The 25042-nt window shown below is 73.2% G+C and carries 23 protein-coding genes; 11 read left to right on the top strand and 12 right to left on the bottom strand.

Features of this window, described 5'->3' with window-relative positions:
- Positions 1 to 910: 910 nt before the first annotated feature.
- On the bottom strand, positions 911 to 1087 hold the full coding sequence (locus tag ACR807_RS23100; protein WP_438923472.1) for a DUF397 domain-containing protein: 177 nt from the start codon (positions 1085 to 1087) through the stop codon (positions 911 to 913).
- A complete protein-coding gene (locus ACR807_RS23095) occupies positions 1084 to 1938 on the bottom strand; it encodes a helix-turn-helix domain-containing protein (protein WP_438923471.1) in 855 nt (284 codons plus the stop codon). The genes ACR807_RS23100 and ACR807_RS23095 overlap by 4 nt, the downstream gene beginning before the upstream one ends.
- Positions 1939 to 2432: 494 nt before the next feature.
- Here ACR807_RS23095 and ACR807_RS23090 point away from each other — a divergent pair, with 494 nt between their 5' ends.
- The gene (locus ACR807_RS23090) at positions 2433 to 2834 is read left to right on the top strand and encodes a heavy metal-responsive transcriptional regulator (protein WP_438923470.1); all 402 of its coding nucleotides are present in this window, start codon (positions 2433 to 2435) and stop codon (positions 2832 to 2834) included.
- Positions 2835 to 2923: 89 nt separating this feature from the next.
- Here ACR807_RS23090 and ACR807_RS23085 read toward each other — a convergent pair whose 3' ends face one another.
- Positions 2924 to 3349, bottom strand: a complete 426-nt coding sequence (locus tag ACR807_RS23085) for a GNAT family N-acetyltransferase (protein WP_438923469.1) — start codon at positions 3347 to 3349, stop codon at positions 2924 to 2926.
- A 74-nt stretch (positions 3350 to 3423) separates the two neighbouring features.
- Here ACR807_RS23085 and ACR807_RS23080 point away from each other — a divergent pair, with 74 nt between their 5' ends.
- From ACR807_RS23080 to ACR807_RS23065, 4 genes are all read left to right on the top strand, one after another.
- Positions 3424 to 4407: an ATP-binding cassette domain-containing protein gene (locus ACR807_RS23080; RefSeq protein WP_438923468.1), complete on the top strand. Its 984-nt coding sequence runs from the start codon at positions 3424 to 3426 to the stop codon at positions 4405 to 4407.
- Complete coding sequence (locus ACR807_RS23075; RefSeq protein ID WP_438923467.1) at positions 4404 to 5207, top strand: ABC transporter permease; 804 nt, start codon at positions 4404 to 4406, stop codon at positions 5205 to 5207. The genes ACR807_RS23080 and ACR807_RS23075 overlap by 4 nt, the downstream gene beginning before the upstream one ends.
- Before the next feature lie 66 nt (positions 5208 to 5273).
- Positions 5274 to 5837 carry a hypothetical protein gene (locus tag ACR807_RS23070; RefSeq protein ID WP_438923466.1) on the top strand — a complete coding sequence of 188 codons (564 nt, stop codon included), beginning with the start codon at positions 5274 to 5276 and terminating at the stop codon, positions 5835 to 5837.
- Positions 5837 to 6592, top strand: a complete 756-nt coding sequence (locus ACR807_RS23065; protein ID WP_438923465.1) for a hypothetical protein — start codon at positions 5837 to 5839, stop codon at positions 6590 to 6592. The genes ACR807_RS23070 and ACR807_RS23065 overlap by 1 nt, the downstream gene beginning before the upstream one ends.
- 87 nt (positions 6593 to 6679) lie before the next feature.
- Here the strand turns inward: ACR807_RS23065 and ACR807_RS23060 are convergent, their stop codons facing one another.
- The 5 genes from ACR807_RS23060 to ACR807_RS23040 form a co-directional block, all read right to left on the bottom strand.
- Positions 6680 to 7018 carry a hypothetical protein gene (locus tag ACR807_RS23060; RefSeq protein ID WP_438923464.1) on the bottom strand — a complete coding sequence of 113 codons (339 nt, stop codon included), beginning with the start codon at positions 7016 to 7018 and terminating at the stop codon, positions 6680 to 6682.
- Between the two features lie 214 nt (positions 7019 to 7232).
- On the bottom strand, positions 7233 to 8006 hold the full coding sequence (locus ACR807_RS23055) for a GntR family transcriptional regulator (RefSeq protein WP_438923463.1): 774 nt from the start codon (positions 8004 to 8006) through the stop codon (positions 7233 to 7235).
- Positions 8007 to 8064: 58 nt separating this feature from the next.
- Positions 8065 to 8892: a glutamate ABC transporter substrate-binding protein gene (locus ACR807_RS23050; protein WP_438923462.1), complete on the bottom strand. Its 828-nt coding sequence runs from the start codon at positions 8890 to 8892 to the stop codon at positions 8065 to 8067.
- Positions 8893 to 9035: 143 nt separating this feature from the next.
- Entirely contained in the window at positions 9036 to 11753 is a 2718-nt protein-coding gene (locus ACR807_RS23045) for a bifunctional acetate--CoA ligase family protein/GNAT family N-acetyltransferase (RefSeq protein ID WP_438923461.1), read from the bottom strand.
- 3 nt (positions 11754 to 11756) lie between these two features.
- Complete coding sequence (locus tag ACR807_RS23040) at positions 11757 to 12959, bottom strand: acetoin utilization protein AcuC (RefSeq protein WP_438923460.1); 1203 nt, start codon at positions 12957 to 12959, stop codon at positions 11757 to 11759.
- Positions 12960 to 13122: 163 nt separating this feature from the next.
- Between ACR807_RS23040 and ACR807_RS23035 the strand changes: the two genes are divergently transcribed.
- Positions 13123 to 13740, top strand: coding sequence for a hypothetical protein (locus tag ACR807_RS23035; protein WP_438923459.1), 618 nt, complete (start codon positions 13123 to 13125; stop codon positions 13738 to 13740).
- A 91-nt stretch (positions 13741 to 13831) separates the two neighbouring features.
- Here ACR807_RS23035 and ACR807_RS23030 read toward each other — a convergent pair whose 3' ends face one another.
- Positions 13832 to 14677 carry a sulfurtransferase gene (locus ACR807_RS23030; protein WP_438923458.1) on the bottom strand — a complete coding sequence of 282 codons (846 nt, stop codon included), beginning with the start codon at positions 14675 to 14677 and terminating at the stop codon, positions 13832 to 13834.
- A 61-nt stretch (positions 14678 to 14738) separates the two neighbouring features.
- Here ACR807_RS23030 and ACR807_RS23025 point away from each other — a divergent pair, with 61 nt between their 5' ends.
- The 4 genes from ACR807_RS23025 to ACR807_RS23010 all read left to right on the top strand — a co-directional run bounded on the left by ACR807_RS23025 (position 14739) and on the right by ACR807_RS23010 (position 19841).
- Positions 14739 to 15431 (top strand): iron-dependent transcriptional repressor DtxR, encoded by a 693-nt coding sequence (locus ACR807_RS23025; protein ID WP_438923457.1) that lies wholly within the window; start codon positions 14739 to 14741, stop codon positions 15429 to 15431.
- Complete coding sequence (gene galK, locus ACR807_RS23020; protein WP_438923456.1) at positions 15428 to 16618, top strand: galactokinase; 1191 nt, start codon at positions 15428 to 15430, stop codon at positions 16616 to 16618. Before ACR807_RS23025 ends, galK begins: the two co-directional genes overlap by 4 nt.
- 197 nt (positions 16619 to 16815) lie before the next feature.
- A complete protein-coding gene (gene galE, locus ACR807_RS23015) occupies positions 16816 to 17793 on the top strand; it encodes a UDP-glucose 4-epimerase GalE (RefSeq protein ID WP_438923455.1) in 978 nt (325 codons plus the stop codon).
- Positions 17793 to 19841 carry a S9 family peptidase gene (locus tag ACR807_RS23010; RefSeq protein WP_438923454.1) on the top strand — a complete coding sequence of 683 codons (2049 nt, stop codon included), beginning with the start codon at positions 17793 to 17795 and terminating at the stop codon, positions 19839 to 19841. The genes galE and ACR807_RS23010 overlap by 1 nt, the downstream gene beginning before the upstream one ends.
- Positions 19842 to 19944: 103 nt before the next feature.
- Here the strand turns inward: ACR807_RS23010 and ACR807_RS23005 are convergent, their stop codons facing one another.
- The 3 genes from ACR807_RS23005 to ACR807_RS22995 all read right to left on the bottom strand — a co-directional run bounded on the left by ACR807_RS23005 (position 19945) and on the right by ACR807_RS22995 (position 23830).
- Positions 19945 to 21006 carry a DUF4192 domain-containing protein gene (locus ACR807_RS23005; protein ID WP_438923453.1) on the bottom strand — a complete coding sequence of 354 codons (1062 nt, stop codon included), beginning with the start codon at positions 21004 to 21006 and terminating at the stop codon, positions 19945 to 19947.
- A gap of 114 nt (positions 21007 to 21120) precedes the next feature.
- Positions 21121 to 21891, bottom strand: coding sequence for a M23 family metallopeptidase (locus tag ACR807_RS23000; RefSeq protein WP_438923452.1), 771 nt, complete (start codon positions 21889 to 21891; stop codon positions 21121 to 21123).
- Positions 21892 to 21982: 91 nt separating this feature from the next.
- Positions 21983 to 23830 carry a Xaa-Pro dipeptidyl-peptidase gene (locus ACR807_RS22995; RefSeq protein ID WP_438923451.1) on the bottom strand — a complete coding sequence of 616 codons (1848 nt, stop codon included), beginning with the start codon at positions 23828 to 23830 and terminating at the stop codon, positions 21983 to 21985.
- A 159-nt stretch (positions 23831 to 23989) separates the two neighbouring features.
- On the opposite strand from ACR807_RS22995, the gene add reads away from it, so the two are divergent.
- Positions 23990 to 25009 (top strand): adenosine deaminase, encoded by a 1020-nt coding sequence (gene add, locus ACR807_RS22990; protein WP_438923450.1) that lies wholly within the window; start codon positions 23990 to 23992, stop codon positions 25007 to 25009.
- The last annotated feature ends 33 nt before the right edge of the window (positions 25010 to 25042 follow it).

Raw genomic sequence — 25042 nt, 5'->3', positions numbered from 1 at the left:
AGCGAACCGCGACCGCCCGCCCCCTCCGCGCCACCCGCGCCACCCGCCTCTGACCTGAACGCGGAACTCAGGGGTCCTGAACGTACGACTCTCGCGGTGCGGACGTACGAGTCGCCGGTGCTCCCGACGGGTCGTGCGTCCACGACGGTGTGGTTCGGAGTTCGGGTGGGGCACACTGGCGCTCGCCGTCGTCGCCGTCCCGCCGCCTCGTCGGGTCCGTCAGCACCCGACGAGGCGGTGCCGACCGGGTGCACGAGGTCGTCGGGACGGGGCCGGTCCTGTGTGGACGGGGAAACCCACCGGCGGACCACGGGGCCCGCTGGGCGGAGATGGGGAACTGTCGCTCACTCCCGGGGTTGTGGGGTTGCTCCTCGCGGGTGTGGTCGGGCCGGCATTCGGGTGGTTCTCGGTGGGTGGGACCCACCGACACTTTCAACGCGGCGCTCCACCGGTTCGACCGCGCTTTCGGCGGGCAGCGGGGTTCGTCGCGGGCGCTTCGCGTGAAATGCGGACACCCTTAGCAGTGAAACGAGCACTCATCGAAGTTTTCGTCACCCGACCGGACGCACCGGGGGATGCGAAACAACTGGGAGTGGAACTTCTGTGAACGCGCCACACGAATGGCTCATCGCGGACTGCTCGCATTGGCCGGTGGCGAGAACGAGGTGGTTGACCGGACCCCTGCTCCGCCGTCCGGCACGACTGGGCACGTGCTCCGGCGGGCGGCGGCGGATGGCGGCGGGTGGCGGCGGGCGGGTGCGGCCACCGAGGCGGTCGGGGCGACGGGGGTCGGGGGCGGACCACCCGGGGTGGAGGGACCGTTCCGCGGGCCGGGTCGCGCCATCGCCGCCGCTCACGGCGCCGCGGTGACCGCGAACACCGGGAGCGGACGGCGGCTCGGCGGTGACGGTCAGGTTTGTCGGAGGAGTGTGAGGAACGCCCGGAAAGGACGGTCCGCAAAGGTCAGCTGCGGTTCGGGCCGCTTGCTGTCCCGGACGCTCGTGGACGTCCGGGCCACGGACAGCTCCACGCAGTTGTTGCCCGCGCCGGAGTGGGTGCTCTTGCGCCACGTCTTGTCGTTGATCATGTGTCCTTCAGTGCCGTTGCCATTTTTCTGATCAACGAGGCCGAGTCCTTGGGCGACAGGGCGACCTCGTTCACCATTTCCTCGAAGTGCAGCAGGTACTTTTGCACATCGGCGCGATTGTCCACCCACTTACCACCGCCCGCGTACTCCAGGTACACGGCTGAAGGGTCGCTGTCCTCGAAGCGGAGGGCAGTCGCGCCGCCTCCGGACATGGTCCCGTGGGCACCGGCGCCGAACGGGACCACTTGGATGGTGATGTTGTCCTGCTTCCCCATCTCGAGCAAATGCGACAACTGCTCGCGCATGACGTCGCGGCTGCCCACGACGCGGTGCAGGGCGGCCTCGTCGATCACGGCGTGCAGGCGCAGGCCGGGCAGTCGGCGCTGCCTGTTCGCGAGCGCCGCGGCGACCTGCTCCGCCGACACGGCGGCGTCCATGAACCGCTGCCCGGCGAGCCGGATGGCGGCGGCGTACGCGGGCGTCTGGAGCAGCCCGGGGATGACGATCATCTCGATCGTGCGCACCTCCGTGGCGTCGGCCTCCTGCCGCGCGTAGGTGCGCGCCTCCGGTGTGTACGCCGCCGCGTACACCAGCCGGGTCCCGTCCTGCTTGGCGTCCTCCCAGAGGGCCTCGGCCTCGCGGCGCTCGGCGTCGGTGGCGCCGTACAGGCCCAGGAGCGCGCCCAGTTCGGTCCAACTCGGACTGATGTAGCCGTTCTCCATCCGGGACAGCGTGGACTGCGTCTTGCGCGTGAGCGCGTGGTAGTCGACCTCGGTCTTGCCGGCACGTTTGCGCAGGGCGTTCAGGAACTGGCCGAGCTTGCGCTTGCGTCGGGTTTGGACGGCTGCCATGCGGGACACTCCTCGCTGAAAAGAACTGCGAACACCCTAGTGCCCCGCCCGTCGCCGCCGGTTCGCGTGATCAAGCGCTATATGGTGCATATTCATCCCCATAAAATGCCTCCTGCCGGCGGGGTGCGCGCGATCGCGGGATGGGCGCTCGCGACGTGCGCCACGCCGCGCGACCCCACCGGCCCGCTCCCGGTGGCGGCGCACCACCGCAACTCCCGGACCTGCGGTGAACAGCCCTGACGGTCGGTTACCGCCGGCAGCGGGGCGTCCGTGACGACGGCTGCACGGGGGTGATCGGGCCCGGGAGCAAGAGGGGGCGACCGGCGGTGGCGGGGGACGTAGCCGGCGGCCGGGGGCGCGCGTTCCGGGCGTCGAGGGGCGTGATCGGCTCGGACTACGGTTCGGCCACATGTGCGCGGCCCCGCCGCGCGAGGTGGACGGCCGCCCGCCCGCGGCTTGACCTTGGAGTGCGCTCCAAGGTCTACCGTCGGGCCATGCGCGTTGCGGAACTGGCCGAGGCGGTGGGGGTCCGACCGGACACCGTCCGGTACTACGAACGGGCGGGGCTGCTGAACCCGCCGCCGCGGACGGCCTCGGGGTACCGGGCCTACCCGCGCGACGCGGTCGAGCGCATCCGGTTCGTGCGGGGGTGCCAGCACCTCGGGCTGACCCTGCGCGAGATCGCCGGCCTGCTGGCGGTGCGCGACACGGGCGTGTGCCCGTGCGAGCCCGCCGAGGAACTCCTGCACCGCCACATCGCCGAGCTGGACGCGGAACTGGCGCGGCTCACCGCGCTGCGCGCCGAGCTGGCGGGGATGGTGCGGGACCTGCCCGCCGGGCGCTGCCCGGACATCCGGCCGGGCACGTGGTGCCCGCCGGCCGAGGAGAGGGGGTGAACGGGGTGGACTGCGAGTGCGAGTGCTGCGGTACGGGCTGCTGCTGACCTGAGCGGCCCCACGCGGTCGGCGAGGCGCCCGCCGACCCGCTACAGCTCGCGGCTGAGCCAGGTCGACGCCTCGTCCGCGAACCCGTGCCGCCGGTAGAACCGGCGCGCGGCCTCGTTGCGGTCCTCGGTCTCCAGGAACACCTTGCGGGCACCGGCTCCGCGTGCCCGCTCGACCAGCTCGGCGATCACCGCGCCGCCCACGCCGTCGCCGCGGTTGCGCACGTAGAACTCGTCGAGCAGCGCGTCCCGCCCGCCGGACTCCAGCGAGTAGCCCCAGGTGAGCACCGCGTAGCCGGTGTCGAACAGCCACACCTGCCCGTGCGCGTCGTCGCGCAGCAGCGGTCCCAGGGCGGCGGTGACGACGCCTTCGTCGTACGCGTGCTCGTCCACCTCGTAGAACTCCCGCACCAGGGGCAGCAGCGCGGGCAGGTCGGTCGGGTCGGCACGGCGGATCAGATCGGGCACCCGATGAGGTTAGCCCGCCGGGAACATCCGGCAATCCACCTGAAATCGTCGGACCCCCGGTCCATGATGGCCCGATGGCAGACGCGATAGTGGCCGAGGGACTGGTCAAGCGCTACGGGTCGGTGGTGGCCCTCGACGGTCTCGACCTCGTGGTGCCGGAGGGCACCGTCATGGGCCTGCTCGGGCCGAACGGCGCGGGCAAGACCACGACGGTGCGGGTGTTGACGACGTTGCTGGAGCAGGACGAGGGCCGGGCGACGGTGACCGGGTTGGACGTCGTCGCGGACGCGAAGGAGCTGCGCCGCCGGATCGGGCTGTCCGGCCAGTACGCGGCGGTCGACGAGAACCTGACGGGGTTCGAGAACCTCGACATGGTGGGCAGGCTGTACCACCTGGGCAAGCGGCGCAGCCGGGAGCGGGCGCGCGAGCTGCTGGAGGTGTTCGACCTCGTGGAGGCGGGCGACCGGCCGGTGAAGGGCTACTCGGGCGGCATGCGGCGCAGGCTCGACCTGGCGGGCGCGCTGGTGGCGGAACCGGCGGTGCTGTTCCTCGACGAGCCGACCACGGGCCTGGACCCGCGCAGCCGGCTCGGCATGTGGGACGTGATCTCCGCGCTGGTGGCGGGCGGCACCACGCTGCTGCTGACCACGCAGTACCTGGAGGAGGCCGACCGGCTGGCGGACCGGATCGCGGTCATCGACCACGGCCGGGTCATCGCGCTGGGCACGGCCGACGAGCTGAAGGCCCAGGTGGGCGGTGAACGGCTGGAGCTGACCGTGGCCGGCGCGCAGGACGCGTTGACGGCGAAGTCCGCGCTGGCCCCGCTGGCGGTGGGCGAGATCGTGGTGGACGAGCGCGGGCACCGGCTGACGGTGCCGGTGTCGGGCGGGGCGGACGTGCTGGTGGACGGCATCCGGCGGCTGGACGCGGAGGCGGTGAAGGTGCTCGACGTCGGTCTGCGCAGGCCGACGCTGGACGACGTGTTCCTCTCGCTGACCGGGCACGCCACCGAGAACGTCGCGAACACCGAGAAGGAGCAGGGGGAGCAAGGGGCATGAGCGCGTTCACGGAGGCCCTGGGCGACGGCGCGGTCGTCGCCAAGCGCAACCTCATCAAGATCAAGCGGGTCCCGGACCTGCTGGTGTTCTCGACGTTGCAGCCGATCATGTTCGTGCTGCTGTTCGCCTACGTGTTCGGCGGGTCGATCGACGTGCCGGGCATGGACTACCGCGAGTTCCTGATGGCGGGGATCTTCGCGCAGACCGTGGTGTTCGGCGCGACGATCACCGGCTCGGGCCTGGCGGAGGACATCCAGAAGGGCGTGATCGACCGGTTCCGGTCGCTGCCCATGGCGCGGTCGGCGGTGCTGATCGGGCGGACCACGTCGGACCTGCTGAACAACGTGCTCGTCATCGTGGTGATGTCGTTGACCGGCCTGGCCGTCGGGTGGCGCATCCACTCGTCGCCGCTGGAGGCGCTGGCCGGGTTCGCGGTGCTGCTGCTGTTCGCCTACGCGCTGTCGTGGGGCATGGCGATCGTCGGGTTGATGGTGCGCAGCCCGGAGGTGTTCAACAACGCCTCGTTCATCGTGATCTTCCCGCTGACGTTCATCGCGAACACCTTCGTGCAGGAGAGCAACCTGCCCGGTCCGCTGCGGGTGTTCGCCGAGTGGAACCCGGTGTCGGCGGTGACCGCCGCGGCGCGCGAGCTGTTCGGCAACACCAACGAGTTGATGCCGGTGGCGCAGGCGTGGCCGTTGCGGCACCCGGTGGCGGCGACGCTGATCTGGGTCGTGGTGTTCCTCGCCGTCTTCGTGCCGCTGGCGATCCGCCAGTACCGCAAGGCGGTTTCCCGATAGCCGTTCAGGTTTCGAGCGAGAGGCGCGATGGGTAGTCCGGGGACATCAAGCCCCGAGGAGGCAGAGATGTCCACCGGCGTCGTCATCGGCGTGATCCTCATAGTGTTGGTCGTAGTGGGCGTGGGCGCCTTCCTGGTCCGGTCCGCCTTGCAGCGCAAGAGGTTGCGCTCGAAGTTCGGGCCCGAGTACGACCGGGCGCTGGAGGGCAAGGGCGACCGGACGGCCGCCGAACGCGAACTGGCCGAGCGGGAGCGCGAGCACGCCAAGCTCGAACTGCGCCCCCTCGACCCGGGGACGCGCGAGGCCTACGCGCGCAACTGGACCACCATCCAGGAGCAGTTCGTGGACGAGCCGTCGGCGGCGGTGGGCCAGGCGGACCGCTTGGTCACCGACCTGATGGCCGAGCGCGGCTACCCCACCGAGGAGTACGAGAAGCGGGTGTCGCTGCTGTCGGTCGAGCACGCGAACACGTTGGGCCACTACCGCGACGCGCACGAGATCCGCCGGCGCCAGGACCGCGGTGAGGCGTCGACCGAGGACCTCCGCACCGCGATGGTCCACTACCGGACCCTGTTCGAGGACCTGCTGGGCAACCGCAAGGACGGCGAACGCCGGGAAGGAGCGCGGTGATGGCCGAGCAGCGCCTCACCACGGAGGACTTCGCGTCCCCGCACAAGCACACCGACAGCACCCACACCGACAGCACGGCGGAGGGGCACGGCGGCACGCGGGACGACGCCGCCGGCCACGACCTCCCGGGGCACGACAGGGCCGGGCACGACACGGCAGGCCACGACACGGCCGGGTACGGCACCGCCGGCCACGACGCGGACACGAGCCGCGAGTGGCGCGAGCAGGACGCCACGGGCGGGTACGACGGGCGCGAGCCGGTCGAGCAGACGCCGTCCGACCGCGACGTGGCCGAGCCGCACCTGACCGACCAGGAGCGGTACGACGCCGAGCCGGTCGCCGCCGACGGGACCACCGCCGACAGGACGACCGACGACGGCACGACCGATGACAGGACGACCGACGACGAGTTCATCGACGAGACCGCGGCCGGCGAGGTCGGCGCGGCCCCGGTGGAGCACTCGCCGGTGGCCGTGACCGCCTCCGACGCGCCGCTGTTCACCACCGACGACGCCACGAACTACCGGGACGAGTGGCGGGCGTTGCAGGCGGACTTCGTCGACGACCCGCGCGAGGCGGTGCAGCGCGCCGACGAACTCGTCGCGCAGGTCATCCAGTCGCTGGCCACCACGTTCGCCGAGCACAAGCGCTCCCTGGAGGGGCAGTGGCAGCAGGGTGAGCAGGTCGAGACCGAGGAACTGCGCCAGGCCCTGAAGCGCTACCGCTCGTTCTTCGACCGGCTGCTGTCGGTCTGACGACGGTCTCCCCGTTGTGCATCTGGCGACCCAGGTGCACAACGGGTGTTTCATTTCCACCGGGTGTTCCGGGTGTTCCGGGTCCGCCTACAGCTCCCCGCCCCTGGGCAGCTCCCGGATCTCCATCTCCAGCACCTCGACCTCGTCGCTGACCGCCTCGTCGAGCATCCGGTCGAGCAGCTCGCGGCAGTCCGCCGAGGCCACCCCGAACCGGGGCACCAGCTCCCACCACACGGCGGGGTTGTTCCAGAACGAGCCCGACCCCTGGTCGACGCCGCCCAGGCAGCGCAGCCTCGGGTCGTCGTCCGACAGCCGCCGCACGTAGTCGATGAAGCGGGCGAGCGCGTTGGGGTTCAGCACCGGCACGGCACCGTACCCGCGCAGGCAGTCCTCGAGCTCCGACAGGAACTCTTCCTTGAACGTCACGGTGCCACCCCCGGTCCGTCCCGCGCCGCTGCGGGGCTGAGGAGGACTCACGTCCCTGTGGCAGTCAACGGTACCTCCGCGGGGGCGGAAGCAAATTCCTGCCAACGGGCGGTTCGCGGGCGGTGTTCGGCGCCACCCGCCCCGTCGACCCCCGCGAGGGGGAATACCGGACCGCCGAACCGCCGTGGATCATCCACAGTGGACGATCGACGGGTCACTCGGCGCGCAGGCTCGCCATGAAGCTGAACCGGTCGCCCCGGTAGAGCGAGCGGACCCGCTCGATCGGGTTGCCGTCGTCGTCATGGGACACGCGGTGCAGCAGCAGCATCGGCAGCGCCGGGTTGGTGCCGATCAGCAACGCCTCGCGCGGCGTCGCCAGCACCGTCTCCACCCGCTCCTCCGCCTCGGCGAACACCACGCCGAGGCGGTCGCGCAGGCACGCGTACAGCGACGTGGTCGGGTCGAACACGTCGAGCAGCGTCGGGAACCGCGCCGCCGACAGGTAGGTCGACTCCAGGCCCACCCGCTCGTCGTCGGCCAGCAGCACCCGCTCCAGGTGCACCACCGCGTCGCCGCGCTCCACCCGCAGGTCGCGGGCCAGCACCTCGTCGGCGGGCAGGTGCTCCACGGTGATCACGCTGCGCGCCGGGGCCACGCCCTGCCGCCGCATCCCGTCGGTGTAGCTGACCAGCGACAACGGCTGCACCAGCTTGGGCGGCGCGACGAACGTGCCGCTGCCCTGGCGGCGTTGCAACTTGCCCTCCAGCACGAGTTCGCCGACCGCCTGGCGCAGCGTCACGCGCGACACGGAGAAGCGCTCGGCCAGCTCCCGCTCCGACGGCAGCGCCGCCCCCTCCCCCAGCGCGTCGACGAGCCAGAGCAGCTCGGTCTTGACCGCGTAGTACCGCGGTATCCGACCGTGCTCGGGGATACCGGCGCGGACGGGACCGTCCGCGCGGTAGTGGGGCGCGAAATGCGATGCGGGCACGCAGCGAGCCTACGCAGGTGTCCGCGCCGGTCAGACCGCTATCGGAGTGGGTCCCAGATCACCCGACCGGCTCCGGCGGGTCCGGGATGGCGTAGCCCGAGTCGCCCACGTTGGCCTCCAGGGACTTGCGCCACTCGCCGCTGTCCATCATCTTCCGGACGGCCGCCGCGACCTTCGCCTTGCTGGTGGGGTCGCCGCGCCGCATCCCGATTCCGTAGCGCTCCTCGCTGAACGGCTTGCCGACCACCCTCAGCAGCTCGGGGTTCTGCGCGGCGTACCCGGCGAGGATCACGTCGTCGGTCGTCATGGTGTCGACCTGCTCGGCGAGCAGGGCGGTCACGCAGTCGCTGAAGTTGGGGTACTCGACCAGTTCCACGGACTGCGCGAACCGGTCGCGCACGAACTGGGCCGAGGTGGTGTTGGCGACCGAGCACAGCCTGAGCCCGTCGAGCGACTCCGGTCCGGTGATCCGGACATCGGTCGACCGCACCAGGAGGTCCTGCCCCGCGATGAAGTACGGACCCACGAAGTCGATGACCTCCTCGCGCTTCTCGGTGATGGAGTAGCTGGAGACGACGAGGTCGACCTTGCCCTCCGTGAGGAGTTTCTCGCGCTCCGACGGAAGTGCTTCGGTGAACGTTATTCCCGATTCCTCCACACCGAGTTCCTTGGCCACGTAACGGGCCACGTCGACGTCGAAGCCCCGGAACGTGCCGTCGAGCCGGCGGATGCCGAGTCTTGGCTGGTCGTAGGCCACGGCGATGGTCAACTTCTCGGAGCCGCTCGCCCGGCCGGCGACGGTGGTGCCGTCACCGGAGGAGCACGAGGCGAAAACGAGCGCGGCGGAACACGTCGCCACGAGGGCGCGCAACGGTGCCAGTGCCATTCTTCCCCTTGTCATGCGGTTCCTCGGGATGGACGGAACCTAGGCGCGGAAAGGGGTTCCGTCCATAGGCGCAGGACGGCGGGCGGCATTGGATCGGTCAAGCGTGACGGTTGCGCAACAAGATCGCGTTCCCGGTAACGCGGTCAGCGCGCGCCACCGGGTGGGCGCAGCCGGCGCGGACCGGTGTCGTGCCTCGACGGCGGCGGGCCGAGCGTGACGCGGGCGCTGCTGACGTAGGCGCCGGCGGCGCTGGCGAGCACCGGTTCCAGGGCCAGCTCGCGCACCTCGGGGAGGTCCTCGGCGAGCGCGGCGAGCCGGAGCACGAGGTCCTCCAGCGCGGGCAGGTCCGCCGCCTCGTCACCGCGGTAGCCCGCGAGCAGCGGCGCGGCCTTGGGTGCGCGCACGAGCGCCGCCGCGTCGGCGTCGGTCAGCGGCACGGCGCGGTACGCGCGGTCCCCCAGCAGGTCGCTGACCAGCCCGGACAACCCGAACGAGACGAGCGTGCCGAACGACGGGTCGTCCTGGAGGCCCAGCACGCAGGAGATGCCCTTGGGCGCCATCCGCTGCACGTAGACGTCCCGCCGATCGGACACCTCGGCGAGCATCGCGTACGCGCTGCGCACGGCCTCCTCGGCGGACAGGTCCAGCCGCACGCCCACCAGGTCGGTGCGGTGCCGCAGCCGGTCGTCGGTCGACTTGAGGGCCACCGGGTAGCCCAGCTCCCCGGCGGCGCGCACCGCGTCGTCGGCGGAGCCGACCACCCGGAACGGCACGACCTCGACGCCGTAGCAGGCCAGCAGGCGCACGGCGGTGTCGTCGTCGAGCCGGACCTCGCCCGCCCCGTCCGGTCCGGTCCCGTCCGGTCCCAGGGTGTCGACCAGCGCGTCGACCAGGGCGTGGGCCGCCTCGGGGTCGATGCCGTCGGGGCGGGTGAAGCGGCCCTGGGGCGCGGACCGCCAGCGCGCGTACCGGGTGACCCTGGCCAGCGCGAGCACCGCCCGTTCCGGGCTCGGGTAGGACGGCACGGAGCCGCGGCCGGGCGCGCCGCCGGGACCGGGCACGGCCAGTTCGGCGGGCACGCCCTCCACGGCGAGGAACGTGGACGCGATCGGCTTGGCGGTGTTGCCCCGCACCACGTCGCGCAGCGCGCGGGCGAACGCGGCGCCGGGCACCGCCAGCGGCGGCACGAACACCACGACGAGGGCGTCCGCGCCGGGGTCGTCCAGGGCGGTCTTCACGGCGGCGGCGAACGCCTCGGGCCCGGCCTGCGAGCCCACGTCCACCGGGTCGCCCGCCAGCTCCAGGCCCTGCGCGAGGGCGGTGTCGGCGGCCAGCAGGCCGATCGCGGTCGAGTTGCCGACCACGGCCACCCGGGGCCCGGCGGGCAGCGGCTGGTGCGCGAGCAGCAGGGCGGTGTCGAACAGCTGGGCCAGCGACTCCACCCGGATCACGCCCGCCTGCTCGAACAGCGCCTGCACGCTCGCCTCGTCCACCGGCACGGAGGTGGCGGCGAGCGCGGGCGTGACGGCGTGCCGGCCGGACTTCACCGCCACGATCGGCTTGGTGCGGCCCAGCCGGCGGGCCAGCCTGGCGAACTTGCGCGGGTTGCCGAACGACTCCAGGTACAGCAGCACCACGTCGGTCGCCGGGTCGGTCTCCCAGTACTGGAGCAGGTCGTTGCCGGACACGTCGGCGCGGTTGCCCGCGGAGACGAACGTGGACAGGCCGAGGCCGCGCTCGGCGGCGGTCGCCAGGATCGCGGTGCCCAGCGCACCGGACTGGCAGAAGAACCCGGTGCGGCCGGGGACGGGCAGCCTCGGCGCCAGCGTGGCGTTCAGCCGCACGGCCGGGTCGGTGTTGAGCACGCCCAGGGCGTTCGGGCCGACGACCCGCATCCCGTGGGCGCGGGCCTCGGCGGTGAGCCTGCGCTCGGCGCTCAGCCCCGAGCCTCCCGTCTCGCCGAACCCCGACGTGACCACGACCAGCGCCTTCACCCCCTTGGCGAGGCAGGCGTCCATGACGTCGTCCACGCGCGCGGCGGGCACGGCGACCACGGCCAGGTCCACGTCGTCGGGGATCTCCAGCACCGACGGGTAGGCGCGCACGCCCCGCACGGACCGGTGCTCGGCGTTCACCGGGTACACCGGGCCGCTGAAGTCGCCGGTCAGCAGGTTCGCCAGCACGGCGTGGCCGATCTTGGTCTGGTCGGTCGACGCGCCGATCACCGCCACCGACCGCGGGTGCAGCAGGTTGTGCACGCTGCGCGCCTCGGCGGCCTGCTCGCGGGCGCGGGCCACCTCCACCGACGCCTCGGTGGGGTCGATGTCGAACTCCAGGTGCAGCGCGCCCTCCTCGAAGGCGCGGCTGACCTTGTAGCCCGCGTCCCGGAAGACCCGCACCATCTGGCCGTTCTCGGCCAGCACCTCGGCGGTGAACCGGCTCAGCCCGCGTTCGCGCGCGGCGGCGGCCAGGTGCTCCAGCAGGATCGAGCCGAGCCCGCGGCCCTGGTGGACGTCCTCCACGACGAACGCCACCTCGGCCGAACCGCCGCCGCCGAGCCGGTCGTAGCGGCCGACGGCGACGATGTCGTCGCCCAGCAGCGCGGTGAACGCGACGCGGTCGACGTGGTCCACGGTGCTGAACCGGTCGAGGTCCCGCTTCGGCATCCGCGGGTAGGGGCCGAAGTAGCGGAAGTAGCGGGTCCGCTCGGACAGCCTGCCGTGGAACGCGAGGAGCTTCTCGGCGTCGTCGGGGGTGATCGGGCGCAGGTGGACGGTGCCGCCGTCGCTGAGCACGACGTCGGCCTCCCAGTGCCGGGGGTAGTCGTACGGGTCCGGTGCGTTCGCGTCGGTCTCGTCCACGGGTCAGTCCCTGGGGTCTTCGGGGTCCAGGCCGTGCAGCGGGAACAACGCCCGCCGGGTGTCGCGGACCGCGACGTCCACGGGGGTGTCCACCTCGCCGCCCCACGGCGTGAAGCCGGTCTCGGAGCCGTCCGTCATCGACGTCGGCAGGGGCCGGTCCGGGGCGAGCCCGGCGGCGTGCGCGACCCAGTCGGCGGGCAGCGGCGCGTTCGGGTCGACGTCCCGGTCCAGCACGGTGGCCAGCAGGTGCGTCCAGCTGCGGGGCACGACGCGCAGCAGCTCGTACCCGCCGCCGCCCAGCGCGAGCCACTTGCCGCCCGCGACCTCCTCGGCCAGCTCGCGCAGCCGCCGGTACGCGGCGCGGTGGCCGTCCACGGTGAGCGCCAGGTCGGCCAGCGGGTCCTCGCGGTGGGTGTCCACGCCGCACTGGGTGACCAGCAGCTGCGGCCGGAACGCCCGCAGCAGGGCGGGCACGGTCGCCTCGAACGCCCGCAGCCACGCCGCGTCGCCGGTGCCGGGCGGCAGGGCCAGGTTGACGCTCGTGCCCTCCGCGCCGGCGCCGCCCAGTTCGGAGGGCCGGCCGGTGCCGGGCCACAGGCTCAGCGGGTTCTGGTGCAGCGAGACGGTGAGCACGCGCGGGTCGTCGTAGAACGCGGCCTGCACGCCGTCGCCGTGGTGCACGTCGGTGTCGACGTAGGCGATCCGCTCGAAGCCCTGGTCGAGCAGCCACGAGATGGCCACCGCGCAGTCGTTGTAGACGCAGAACCCGGCCGCGTGGTCGCGCATGGCGTGGTGCAGGCCGCCCGCGATGTTCACCGCCCGGTCCACCTCGCCGGAGGCGATCTTCCGCGCGGCGGCCAGCGAACCGCCCACGACCAGCGCCGATGCCTCGTGCATGCGGGCGAACACCGGGTTGTCGGCGGTGCCCAGGCCGTGCCCGACGTCCCAGCCCGCCATCGGCGCGGCCCGCACGGCGTTGAGGTAGGACGGCTCGTGGACGCGTTCGATGTCGGCCTCGGTGGCCGGGGCCGGCGAGATGAGGTCCACGCCGTCCAGCACGCCGAGCGACGCGGCGAGCCGGATGGTCAGGTCCAGCCGCACGGGGTTGAGCGGGTGGTCGCCGCCCAGGTCGTACGCCAGGAAGGACTCGTCCCAGACGACCGCGGCCGTCCCCGTCCCGCCCACCCTGCCCTTGTCCGCGCCCATGCGACGAAACCTAGCCCAGGGGGCGCGGCGGCGTGTGATCACAGGTTGGTCGCCCTGGCCGTGGGGGTGTGCCCGGTGCACTTAGAGTCTCGCGTGACGACGCGGGCAGGATTGCGACCATCGAGGATGGAACCCCGCACGTCGGAACGAGGTCATAGACGACATGCACCTGCGACGAGTTCCCGCCCTGACGGCCGCGTTGGCCCTGGCGCTCACGCTCGGCCTGTCCGCGTGCGCCACCACGGTCGCGGGCAAGCCGTTGGCCGCGGCCGGCGGCGGCTCGGCCGCGGAGAAGAGCACGGACAAGAGCGTCCCCGGCAAGCCGTCCGCGACCAAGCCGAGCAAGGTCGAGCCGAGCGCGCCGGGGACGGGCGGGCAGAAGCCGAGCGGTGACGTGAAGATCGCCACCAAGAAGAAGACCGAGGGCTACGAGGACTGCGACATCCTCACGCCCGAGGACGTCGCCGCGGCCGTCGGCGCCGCCAAGGGTGGCGAGAAGGGCTGCGTGCAGAGCACCGAGGACCCGTTCGCGGTGGTGCTGTTCATGGTGACGTTCGCCGAGTACGAGGGCGAGGCGCGGACCATCGAGGTCGGCGGCAACACCGCGTACGAGGTGAAGGAGAGCGGCGGCGACTGCTCGGTGATCGTGATGCTGACCGACGACCCGGACGAGATCACCCCGGCGTTCCTGGCGAGCGTGACGCCGATCGACGAGATCGACCCGTGCGCCATCGCCCTCAAGCTGGCCACGAAGGGCTTCGAGAAGATCCCCAACGCCTGACGGTCGGTCCGGCGCCCGGGTCCTGAGCGCAGAACTCAGGGGACCCGGGCGTTGGACTCTCGGGGGCTGGACGTTGGACTCTCGGGGCCGGTTACGGGGTGTCGCCCGTCGCGGCGGGGCGGGCGGGGTCGTTCGACCACTCCGACCACGAGCCCGGGTACAGCGGCGCGGGGGCGTCCGCGGTGGTCACGCCCGCCACCTCCAGGGCCAGCACCACCGAACTGGCCGTCACGCCCGAGCCGCAGTAGGCCGCGACCGGCGTGCCCCCGGTCACCCCGAGCCCCGCGAAGCGCTCCGCCAGCGCGTCCGGCGCGAGCCAGCGACCCCCGGACGTGTGCCCCGAGGTGGGCGCGTTCAGCGCACCCGGGATGTGCCCGGCGCGCGGGTCCACCGGCTCGGTCTCGCCGCGGTAGCGCTCGGGCGCGCGGGCGTCGAGCAGCGCCCCGCTCCGCGCGAAGTCGGCGGCCTCGTCCGCGGTCAGGGTCGGCATCGCGCCGGGGCGCACGGTGATGTCGCCCGGTTCGGGTGACGGGGTGTCCGTCGCGACCGGCAGGCCGGCCGCGGTCCACGCCGCGAACCCGCCGTCCAGGACCGCCACTTCCGGGTGACCTGACCAGCGCAGCAGCCACCAGGCGCGCGCGGCGACCGACCCGTCGGCGGCGTCGTACACCACGACCGGGTGACCTTCGCGGACGCCGGCCGACCGCAGCGCGGCCTGGAGGACGGCCGGTTCGGGCAGCGGGTGGCGCCCCCCGGCGCCGGGGGGCGCGGCCAGCTCGGTGTCCAGGTCCAGGTAGACGGCGCCGGGAACGTGCCCGACCTCGTAGTCTTGACGTCCCGGGGGTCCGCCCAACCGCCAGCGGACGTCGAGCACGACCGGGACTCGCGCGCCGTCCAGCGCGGAGGCCAGGGCTTCGGTGCTGATCAGTGGATGCACGGCACCATCCTGCACCCGTGACCGGCCGACTAGCATTGACGCCATACGAAGGGGAGCGGGTGTGAACGACCTCATCGACACGACGGAGATGTACCTCCGCACTATCTACGAGCTCGAAGAAGAAGGTGTGGTGCCCCTGCGCGCCCGCATCGCCGAGCGGTTGGGCCAGAGCGGCCCGACGGTGAGCCAGACCGTCGGGCGCATGGAGCGCGACGGCCTCGTGGTCGTCGCCGACGACCGCCACCTGGAGCTCACCGAACAGGGTCGCAACCTCGCCGTCGCGGTCATGCGCAAGCACCGGCTCGCCGAACGCCTCCTGGTCGACGTGATCGGCCTGGAGTGGGAGCACGTGCACAGCGAGGCGTGCCGCTGGGAGCACGTCATGAGCGAGGCGGTCGAGCGCAAGCTGGTGAAGCTGCTCGGCAACCCCACCACCTCGCCCTACGGCAACCCCATCCCCGGTCTGGACAAGTTGGGCGACGGCGAGCCCGCGCCCCCCGCCGAGGCCGACCTGGTGCGCATCGACGAGGTGGCCCGCCGCGGCGGCGGCCACGTCGAGGTGCGCCGCATCGCCGAGCACGTGCAGCTCGACCCCGACCTGATGGCCGAGCTGAAGGCCGCGGGCGTGGTGCCGGGCGGCACGGTCGAGGTCGACTCGATGGGCGGTGCCCGGGTCGTGCAGGTGCGCGGCAACGGCACGGTCGCCGAGCTGGACCCCGCGGTGGCGCACGCCGTGCTGGTGCAGGCCCGGTGACGCCCGACGCGACGTCGCGCGGCCGGCAGGAGCCCGCGGACCGCGCGTCCGGCGCGTTCGAGCGGCTGCGCGGCGACGCCCCGGCCGGCGTGTGGTCCGCGCCCGGTCGGGTGAACTTGATCGGGGAGCACACGGACTACAACGACGGTTTCGTGCTGCCGTTCGCGCTGCCCCACCGGACCGCGGTCGCCGCGTCCCCGCGCGACGACGGGATGCTGCACGTGGCCACGCTCGGTGACGACGGCGGCGTGCAGCGGGCCGAGCCCGTCGCGGTCGCCGACCTGGAGCCCGGCGGGGTGCCCGGCTGGGCCGCCTACCCGGCCGGGGTGGCGTGGGCGCTGCGCGAGCAGGGCGTGACGGGCGGCGCCGACCTGGTGATCGCGGGCGACGTGCCCGCCGGCGCGGGCCTGTCCTCGTCGCACGCGCTGGAGTGCGCGGTGGCGCTCGCGCTGCTGGACCTGGCCGGCCGCCCGGCCGACGACCTGCCGCGGGTGGCGCGCTGGGTGCAGCGCGCCGAGAACGACTTCGTCGGCGCGCCCACCGGCCTGCTCGACCAGACCGCGTCGCTGTGCTGCACCGAGGCGCACGTGCTGTTCCTCGACGTGCGCTCCTTCAAGGCCGAGCAGGTGCCGTTCGACGCCGCCGCGCACGGCCTGGAGGTCCTGGTCGTGGACACCCGGGCCAACCACTCGCACACCGACGGCGGCTACGGCGCGCGCCGGGCGGGCTGCGAGGAGGCGGCCGGGCTGCTGGGCGTGCCCGCGCTGCGCGACGTGCACGTCGCCGAGCTGGACGGCGCGCTGGACCGGCTGCCCGACCGGCTGCGACCGCTCGTGCGGCACGTCGTGACCGAGAACGAGCGGGTGCTGGCGGCGGTGGAGCTGCTGCGCACCGGCCGGCTCGCCGAGCTGGGTCCGCTGCTGGACGCGTCGCACGCGTCGCTGCGCGACGACTACAAGGTGTCCGTGCCGGAGCTGGACGCGGCCGTGGACGCGGCGAAGGCGGCGGGCGCGCTGGGCGCGCGCATGGTGGGCGGCGGGTTCGGCGGGTCGGCCATCGCGCTGGTGCCCGTCGACCGGCACGACGAGGTCGTGGCCCGGGTGCGGTCGGCGTTCGCCGAGCACGGCTGGACCGCGCCGAGGACGTTCACCGCCGTGCCCTCGGCGGGCGCGGGCCGGGACCGCTGACGCGGGACAGGACCGCTGACGCGGGACAGGACCGCTGACGTGGGGCGAGACCACTGACGCGGGACAGGACCGCTGACGCGGGCCGGACGAAGCGGGACCGCCGGTACCGGGGCACGGACCGCTACCGCGCGCGGGGGCGTCGAACGCGACCCGCGCGCGGACGTACTGATCATCGAGGCGAAGGTGGGGTTGGAAGGGTGAAGTTGCTCGTCACGGGCGGCGCCGGGTACGTGGGCAGCGTCTGCGCGGCCAGGCTGGTGGAGGCCGGGCACGAGGTGGTCGTGCTGGACGACCTGTCCACCGGGCACGCGGACGCGGTGCCGGACGGGGCCCGGCTGGTCGAGGCGGGCATCGACGAGGCGATCGGCGAGGTGCTCGCCGCAGGCGTGGGCGGCGCGGGCTTCGACGGCGTGCTGCACTTCGCCGCCAAGTCGCTGGTCGGCGAGTCCATGCAGGACCCCGCGAAGTACTGGCACGGCAACGTGGTCACCTCGCTGCGGCTGCTGGACGCCATGCGCGAGCACGGCACGCCCCGCCTGGTGTTCTCCTCCACCGCCGCCACCTACGGCGAGCCGGAGCAGGTGCCGATCGCCGAGACCGCGCCGACCCGCCCCACCAACACCTACGGCGCGACCAAGCTGGCCATCGACCACGCCATCACCTCCTACGCCGCCGCGCACGGCCTGGCCGCGGTCAGCCTGCGCTACTTCAACGTCGCGGGCGCCTACGGCCGCTTCGGCGAGCGGCACGGCGTGGAGACCCACCTGATCCCGCTGGTGCTCCAGGTCGCCCTCGGGCAGCGCGAGCGGATCCAGGTGTACGGCGAGGACTGGCCCACCGAGGACGGCACCTGCGTGCGCGACTACATCCACGTCGTGGACCTCGCCGACGCGCACCTGCTGGCGCTGGAGCACGCGGCGGCGGGCGAGCACCGCATCTACAACCTGGGCAACGGGTTGGGCTTCTCGGTCAAGCAGGTCGTCGAGGCGTGCCGGGAGGTGACCGGCCACCCGATCCCGGCGGCCGTGGCGCCCCGGCGCGCGGGCGACCCCGCCGTGCTGGTGGCCTCCAGCGAGCGGGCGCGCACCGAACTGGGGTGGAAGCCCGAGCGCGTTGACCTGGCCGGCATCGTGAACGACGCGTGGGAGTTCACCCGGTCACTACAGGGGGCGTGATGACAGGCAAGATCACCGAGGCCGGGTTCGGGGACCTGACCTCGTACAACGGGATGCCGCGGGTGTCGTCGCTGGCGCTGTCGCCGGACGGCGCGCGGCTCGTCGCGGTGGTGTCCTCGCCGTCACCGGACGGCAAGGCGTGGCAGGGCGCGCTGTGGGAGGTCGACCCGACCGGCGAACGGCCGGCGCGGCGGCTGACCCGCGGCGCGAAGGGCGAGGGCGCGCCCGCGTTCACGCCCGACGGCGGGCTGCTGTTCGTGTCGTCGCGGCCCGACCAGGAGGCGAAGCCGAACGAGGGCAAGGCCAAGGACAAGGCGGCGCTGTGGCTGCTGCCGCCGACCGGCGAGGCCCGTGAGCTGTTCCGGCCCGCCGGCGGCGTGGCCGAGTTCGCGGTGGCGCGGCAGGCGGGCACCGTGCTGCTGGCGTCGGGCGCGCACCCCGGCGTCGGGTTCGGCGAGCAGGACGAGGAGCTGCGCAAGGCCCGCGAGGACGCCGGCGTGACGGCGATCCTGCACGAGTCCTACCCGGTCAGGCACTGGGACGCCGACCTCGGCCCCTGCTTCCCCCGGCTGCTGACCACCTCGGCCCCGGTCGGCGTGGACAGCCCGCGCCTCGACCCGGCGGCCGGCCTGGTCGACCTGACGCCGAACGCGTCGGCGCGGCTGGACGACTCGCCGGCGATCAGCCCGGACGGCCGGTGGGTCGTGCACACCGAGAGCGTCGAGGTGAGCCCGGCCTACGGCAGGCGCGTGCGGCTGCGGCTGTCGGCGGCGGACGGCTCGTCGACCCGCGTGCTGGCCGAGCGCGAGGGCCACTCGTTCCTCCAGCCGGTCTTCCTGCCCGACTCGTCGGGCGTGGTCGCGGTGCGCGCGTTCGACTCGACGCCGGACGAGCCGTGGACCAACACCCTGGTCCGCATCCCGCTCGACGGCGACGCGGTCGACCTCGCGGCGGACTTCCCGGAGGAGCCCGAGCACCCGGTGGTGAGCCCGAACGGGTCGGCGGTGTACTTCACCAGCAGCCACCGGGGGCACCAGCCGATCTGGCGGCTGGACCTGGCGTCCGGCGAGGTCGTGAAGCTGACCGCGTCCGGCGCGTACACCGACGTGCGGGTCAGCCCCGACGGCGGCTCCGTCTACGCGCTGCGCAGCGCGTGGGACCACCCGCCGCGGCCGGTGCGGTTGTCGGCGTCGGGCGCGGACCAGGAGCCGGTGCCGCTGCCCGCGCCCGGCGAGGTCGAGTCGCTGCCCGGCACGCTGACCGAGGTCGAGACCACCGCGGCCGACGGGCGGACCGTGCGGGCGTGGCTGGTGCTGCCGACCGGCGCCTCCGCCGAGCGGCCCGCGCCGCTGCTGCTGTGGGTGCACGGCGGCCCGGTGATGAGCTGGAGCGGGTGGAGCTGGCGCTGGAACCCGTGGCTGATGGCGGCGCGCGGGTACGCCGTGCTGCTGCCGGACCCGGCGCTGTCCACCGGCTACGGGCACGACTTCGTGCGCGCCGGCTGGGCGTCGTGGGGCGCGAAGCCGTACACGGACCTGATGGAGATCACCGATGTCGTCGTGCGGCGCGACGACGTCGACGAGACGCGCACGGCCGCCATGGGCGGGTCGTTCGGCGGGTACATGGCGAACTGGATCGCCACCCAGACCGACCGGTTCAAGGCGATCGTGACGCACGCGTCGCTGTGGCACCTGGACGCGTTCACCGGCACCACGGACGACTCGTACTACTGGATCCGCGAGATGGGCGACCCGCTCGTGCAGGACGAGCGGGTGCGCGCCAACTCGCCGCACCTGCGCGTCGCGGACATCAGGACGCCCATGCTGGTGATCCACGGCGACAAGGACTACCGCGTCCCGATCGGCGAGGGGCAGCGGCTGTACTTCGACCTGGTGCGGCACGGCGTGCCCGCGAAGTTCCTGTACTTCCCGAGCGAGAACCACTGGATCCTGACGCCGGGCAACTCGAAGGTCTGGTACGAGACGATCTTCGCGTTCCTCGCCGAGCACGTGCTCGGCGAGGAGTGGGTGCGCCCGGACCTGGTCTAGGTCGTACGCCCCCCGACGGGGCTCCCCGGTGCGGGTCGGTGATCGACCGGTCCGCACCGGAGGCCGTCGCGGCCTGGTCGGTCACGCACCGGGCGGTGAGGGGTCAGGTCACCTCCGGCGGGGACGGCGGGGTGGCCGAGGTGAGCGGGGCCGGCGGGGGCGGGTGGTCGGCGGCGGCCTGGTCGGCCAGCCCGCGGAGGGTGTCCGGGGGCAGGGCGGTGTCCAGGGCCGCTCTCAGGAGCTCGGCGAGGCGGTGGCCCGGGTGGGCCTGTTCGGCCCGGTCCAGGGCCAGCGCCGCCAGGGTGCCCAACCCCCTCAGGTAGGCGGAGAAGGCGAGGAGGGTCGCGGGTTCCGCGCGTTCCGGGGCCGGGCAGGCGCGGGTCAGCTCCAGCCAGAGGTCCTCGGCGCCGCGGGCGTGCTCGCCCGTGCAGTGGGCCAGGCTCGCGTCGCGCACCCACGGGTTGGACAGGGCGTGGGCCAGGTCGGCCACCTCCTCGTCGGTCAGGGGGCGCTTCCTGGTCGCCGCCCGCACGACCTCGGCCCGCACCAGCTCGCGGTGGCGGGACTGGAGGGCCTCGTCGGTGGGCGGGGCGGTGTCGGTGGCGCGGCGGTCGAGCAGCCGCGCCCGGCGGGCCAGGACCTCCGGCGGGTCGGGGGTCAGCAGTTCGGCCATCGCGGCACGGCTGGCGAACGTCACGAAGCCCTGGGCGGCCGAGGTGGCGGCCAGGGTGGTGGCGGTCGGGTCCGGGACGGTGCCGCGGGTGCCCGCGTCGTGGTAGTCGAACCACGGCTCGCCGGCCGCGGTCGCGGCGGTCCACACCGCGAGCACCAGCGGCACGCCCACCGCGTGCAGGCCGTCGTCCAGCTCGTCGACGAGGCGGTCGTGCGGCAGGTCCCCCGGCGGGTCGCCCGAGCCGCCGCCGACCACGACGGCCACCGCGGTGGCGCGGTGGCAGCGCGCGAGCGGGGTCATCAGTTGGCCGACCACGGCGCGCACGCGGTCCGGCGGGGGCAGGTCGGTGCGCAGCGTCACGGCCACGGAGGGGCCCTCCAGGGCCAGCAGCACCAGCGAGTCGACCGGGTGGAAGCCCAGCAGGTGCGGGAGGGCGGCGATCAGGTCGCCCGGGTCCTGGACGCGGGGCGTGGGGAGCAGGTCGTTGGTCATGCCACGACTGTGGGGCAAGCGGCCGGTCGGCGGCGGGCGGGAGGGCCGACCTGTGGACAACTCGGAAAAGGCCGCTCCCGCGCGGGGCGGGAGCGGCCGGCGACCTGCGGGAACTCAGCAGTCGGGGGCGACCCGACCGTCCGAACCTGTGTACACGTAGGCGTCGGAGACGTAACCCGAGCCGATCCTGTCCCACAGGTTGGTGGTGCCGTACTTGCCGGTGACCGTGGTGCCGGTGGTCTGGCAGCTGATGGTCACGGTCGCGCCGTCGGCGACCGACCCGACCGCCGCGTACGACGTGCCGGGACCGGAGCGGACGGTCACCGAGGCGCCGCTGTCGGTGCCGATGGTGCCGGTCACGCCGCTGGTGCCGCACGAGTTCCGGCTCGTGTAGCTGCGCGTGCCCCAGTACAGGATCTGCGTCCCGTTGAACCGGATCTTCTGGTCGACGCCGTTGAGCCGCTGTTCGTAGTGCAGGTGGGGACCGCTGGAACCGCCCGTCGTGCCGACGTCGCCGATGCGCTGGCCGATCCGCACGGCCTGCCCGACGCTGACCCGCTGCACGGACAGGTGCGCGTAGCGGGTGCGCCAGCCGGCGCCGTGGTCGATCTCGACCCAGCGGCCGTAGCTGGTGCTGCCCTCGTTCGCCACCCGCGTCACGGTGCCGCCCGCCGAGGCGACCACGGGGTCGCCGTCGTCGTTGGCCCGGTTGAAGTCCACCGAGTTGGCGGGGCTGTGGTTGGTGCGGGTCTGCCCCTCCCACACCTGGTTGCACGGGAACGGCAACTGGAAGTTCGGGGCCGCTGCGGCCTCGCCCTGCACGAGGGCGAGGCCGACCAGCGGCGCCACCAGGGCCGTGACGAACGCACGCCTGGCTCGGCTCATCTGCCACCTCCTTGACGACTGGTGCGGTGATCCGATCAGACCGGCCGCCGAAGTGGAAGACTTACCAAGTGTTCGCTTCGTGAATTACTTCCTAACCAACCGAACGGCGCAACGCCTGCGTCCCGCCGACCACGGGGAGTTCCACGGTCGTCGAGGTCAGGTCGATCGACAGGCCCGCGCCCGGCGCCGGGCGCAGCGTGTAGTCGTAGTCCGAGGAGATCAGCACGAACTCGACGCTGTGCCCGGCCGGCACGACGTAGTCGTTCGGCTCCAGCTCGACCTCGACCCGGTACTGCCTGCCGGGCTCGATCGCCTTGGTCCTCGACGGCGACGTGCGGTTCTGCGGGTCGGTCCAGCCCCGCGTGATGACGTGCGACGTGCCGTCCGGCGCGCGGTCGACCAGCAGCGCGGTCACGTTGGCCGCCGGCCGGTCGAACGAGATCGCCAGGTCGACGCGGGCCGTGCCGGAGAACCGCAGGGCCTCCGAGGCGGGCCGGGTAGCGTACGACAGGCGGTTGACCGAGGCGGGCGCGTCGACCAGGTCCTCCGCGAGCACGGAGGCGTCGTCGCGCAGGGACTCGACCACGGGACGGCCGGGGACCTGCTGCGCCCGCAGCGCGCCCTTCGCCGCACCGCCGGCCCACGGGTGGAGGCGGGCCTTGGACGTGCCCGGCGCGGGCCACTCGGCCTCGTCGGTCCACGTCACCTTGTCCTCGCGCTGGATCGTCGCCCTCGGCTCCTTCTCGATGCCGTTGTCGACGCCGTGGAGGTAGTGCGAGAACCAGCGGTTGATCGTGCGCCGCCACTCGGCGGACCGCAGCGTGTCGGGGTCGGTGTGCCCGGACTGGTGCAGCCAGATCTTGTGCTCCACGCCGTTGCGCTTGAGCGCCTCGTACCACTGCGAGACGTGCTTGACCTTGACGTTCCAGTCGCTCAGGCCGTGCACGGCGAGCACCGCGGCACGCACCTCGTCGGCGTCCTTGACGTAGTTCCGCTCGTCCCAGAACTCGCTGTAGTCGCCGGTCACGCGGTCCTGCCGGGCGGCGACCTCGGCGATGACCGGCTTGCAGACCTCCCGGTCGGCGCGGGTGTAGACGTACTCGGCGAGCACGTCGAGGTCCTCGCCCTGGAACGTGCCGGGCGCGACGACCGCGCCGTCCGCGCGGTAGTAGTCGTACCAGCTGGAGATGGCCGCGATCGGCACGATCGCCTCCAGCCCCTCCACGCCGGTGGCGGCGACGGCGTTGGGCAGGGTGCCGTTGTACGACACGCCCATCATGCCGACCTTGCCGGTGGTCCACGTGGCCTTCACGTCCGCGCCCGCCGCGTCGCGGGCGGTGGTGCGGCCGTTCAGCCAGTCGATCACGGACTTGGAGCCGACGGTCTCGTTGTGCCCGCCGGAGGTGGGGCAGCCGGTCGACTTGCCGGTGCCGAGCGACTCGGCGTAGACCACCGCGAAGCCGCGGGCGATGAAGTACGCCTCGTAGCGACCGGACGTGATGGGCCCGGCGTTGGGGCCGACTGCCGCCGCGATCCGCTCGTCGGCCTGCGCCTTGAGCAGGGACCCGTCGCGCTTGTCGTGGCCGCCCTTCCGGTCGGGCACGTGCAGCTCGACGTCCACGTCGTGGTTGGCCACGTCGTTGCCGCCGGAGAAGTACGGGCTGTTGAAGAACACGACCGGGACGTCGAGCCCCCGGTTGGTCGCCCCTTGGCGCACCACCTCGGTGTAGACCTCGTCGTCGCGACCGTCGCGGTCGCTGTCGACCGGGGCGCGCACCCACACGCTCTCGCGCACCACGTCCTTCGGGTCGAAGACGGGCTGCGCCTCGCCGCCGACGAACACCGGGCCCTCCGCCGCGGCGCCGGCCACCGCGGGCACGAGCCCCAGCGGCAGCGTCACCAGAGCCGCGACGACGGCGGCTCTCCGTACAGCCTTCACGACCGAACCCCCATCATGTCCAGGACAGGTTTCGGGCAGACCCTCCCCTCGCCGCACACCCCTGTCAAGGGCGTCCACAGTCCACAGTGGATAGAACGTGAAGACCCGACGAACGGCCCCTTGACCAGCGGCGGGGACATGTGCAGACTCGCCCGCGCCATGCGTGACTTCATCGCCGCGCTGCCCAAGGTGGAGCTCCACGTCCACCTCGTCGGGTCAGCCTCCCCCGATACCGTCCTCACCCTCGCCCGCCGGCACCCGGAGCACGGCGTGCCGACCGACCGGGCCGAGCTGCGCCGCTTCTACGAGTTCACCGACTTCGGCCACTTCATCAAGGTCTACGGCACGGTGAACGACCTGGTCACGACCGGTGAGGACGTCCAGGCGCTGGTGCTCGGCCTGGCGGAGGAGCACGCCCGGCGCAACGTCCGGTACGCCGAGGTGACGGTCAGCGCGACCAGCCACCTGCGCGCGGGCATCGCCGCGGACGAGCTGGACGAGGCGCTGACCACGAGCCGGGAGCGGGCGCGGGCGGAGCACGGCGTCGAGCTGGCCTGGGTGTTCGACGTGCCCGGCGTGTGGGACCTCGACTTCGGCCTGACCAGCGCGCGGTACGCGACCGGGCACCGGCCGCCGGGCACGGTCGGCTTCGGCCTGGGCGGCTTCGAGGCGGACGCGCCGCGCCGGGCGTTCCGCGAGGCGTTCGCGCTGGCCCGGGACGCGGGCCTGCACTGCGTGCCGCACGCGGGCGAGACGACCGGCCCCGACCAGGTCCGCGAAGCCCTCGACGACCTGCGCGCCGAGCGGATCGGCCACGGCGTCGGCGCCGCCCGGGACCCCGAGCTGCTGCGCCGGCTGGCCGACGAGGGCGTCACGCTGGAGATCAGCCCCACGTCCAACCTGCGCACGGGCGCGGTGCCCGACCTCGCCGACCACCCGCTGCCCCGGCTGCTCGACGCGGGGGTGCCGGTGTGCCTGAACACCGACGACCCGGCGATGTTCCACACCGACCTGAACGCCGAGTACCTGCTGGTGCACGAGCGGTTCGGCCTGGGCCGGGACGAGCTGGCCGACCTGGCCCGCACCGGGGTGCGGGCCAGTTTCGCGCCGGAGGCGCTCAAGCGGTCGCTGCTGGACGGGATCGACGCGCTGACCCGCCCGGCCGGGCCGCCCCGCTGAACCGGCGCCCGGACCGCCCGCCGGGGCAGGATG

Source organism: Saccharothrix sabaoui (assembly GCF_051756985.1).
In the GTDB taxonomy this organism is placed as follows: domain Bacteria; phylum Actinomycetota; class Actinomycetes; order Mycobacteriales; family Pseudonocardiaceae; genus Actinosynnema.
This window is presented reverse-complemented; position numbering and strand designations above follow the sequence as displayed.

Coding starts and splice junctions, on each gene's coding strand:
- ACR807_RS23095 (WP_438923471.1), bottom strand. CDS start 1,938: ATGGCAGCCGTCCAAACCCGACGCAAGCGCAAGCTCGGCCAGTTCCTG.
- ACR807_RS23040 (WP_438923460.1), bottom strand. CDS start 12,959: ATGGGCGCGGACAAGGGCAGGGTGGGCGGGACGGGGACGGCCGCGGTC.
- ACR807_RS23080 (WP_438923468.1), top strand. CDS start 3,424: ATGGCAGACGCGATAGTGGCCGAGGGACTGGTCAAGCGCTACGGGTCG.
- add (WP_438923450.1), top strand. CDS start 23,990: ATGCGTGACTTCATCGCCGCGCTGCCCAAGGTGGAGCTCCACGTCCAC.
- ACR807_RS23005 (WP_438923453.1), bottom strand. CDS start 21,006: ATGACCAACGACCTGCTCCCCACGCCCCGCGTCCAGGACCCGGGCGAC.
- ACR807_RS23075 (WP_438923467.1), top strand. CDS start 4,404: ATGAGCGCGTTCACGGAGGCCCTGGGCGACGGCGCGGTCGTCGCCAAG.
- ACR807_RS23100 (WP_438923472.1), bottom strand. CDS start 1,087: ATGATCAACGACAAGACGTGGCGCAAGAGCACCCACTCCGGCGCGGGC.
- ACR807_RS23090 (WP_438923470.1), top strand. CDS start 2,433: ATGCGCGTTGCGGAACTGGCCGAGGCGGTGGGGGTCCGACCGGACACC.
- ACR807_RS23050 (WP_438923462.1), bottom strand. CDS start 8,892: ATGGCACTGGCACCGTTGCGCGCCCTCGTGGCGACGTGTTCCGCCGCG.
- ACR807_RS23070 (WP_438923466.1), top strand. CDS start 5,274: ATGTCCACCGGCGTCGTCATCGGCGTGATCCTCATAGTGTTGGTCGTA.
- ACR807_RS23000 (WP_438923452.1), bottom strand. CDS start 21,891: ATGAGCCGAGCCAGGCGTGCGTTCGTCACGGCCCTGGTGGCGCCGCTG.
- ACR807_RS23065 (WP_438923465.1), top strand. CDS start 5,837: ATGGCCGAGCAGCGCCTCACCACGGAGGACTTCGCGTCCCCGCACAAG.
- ACR807_RS23010 (WP_438923454.1), top strand. CDS start 17,793: ATGACAGGCAAGATCACCGAGGCCGGGTTCGGGGACCTGACCTCGTAC.
- ACR807_RS23035 (WP_438923459.1), top strand. CDS start 13,123: ATGCACCTGCGACGAGTTCCCGCCCTGACGGCCGCGTTGGCCCTGGCG.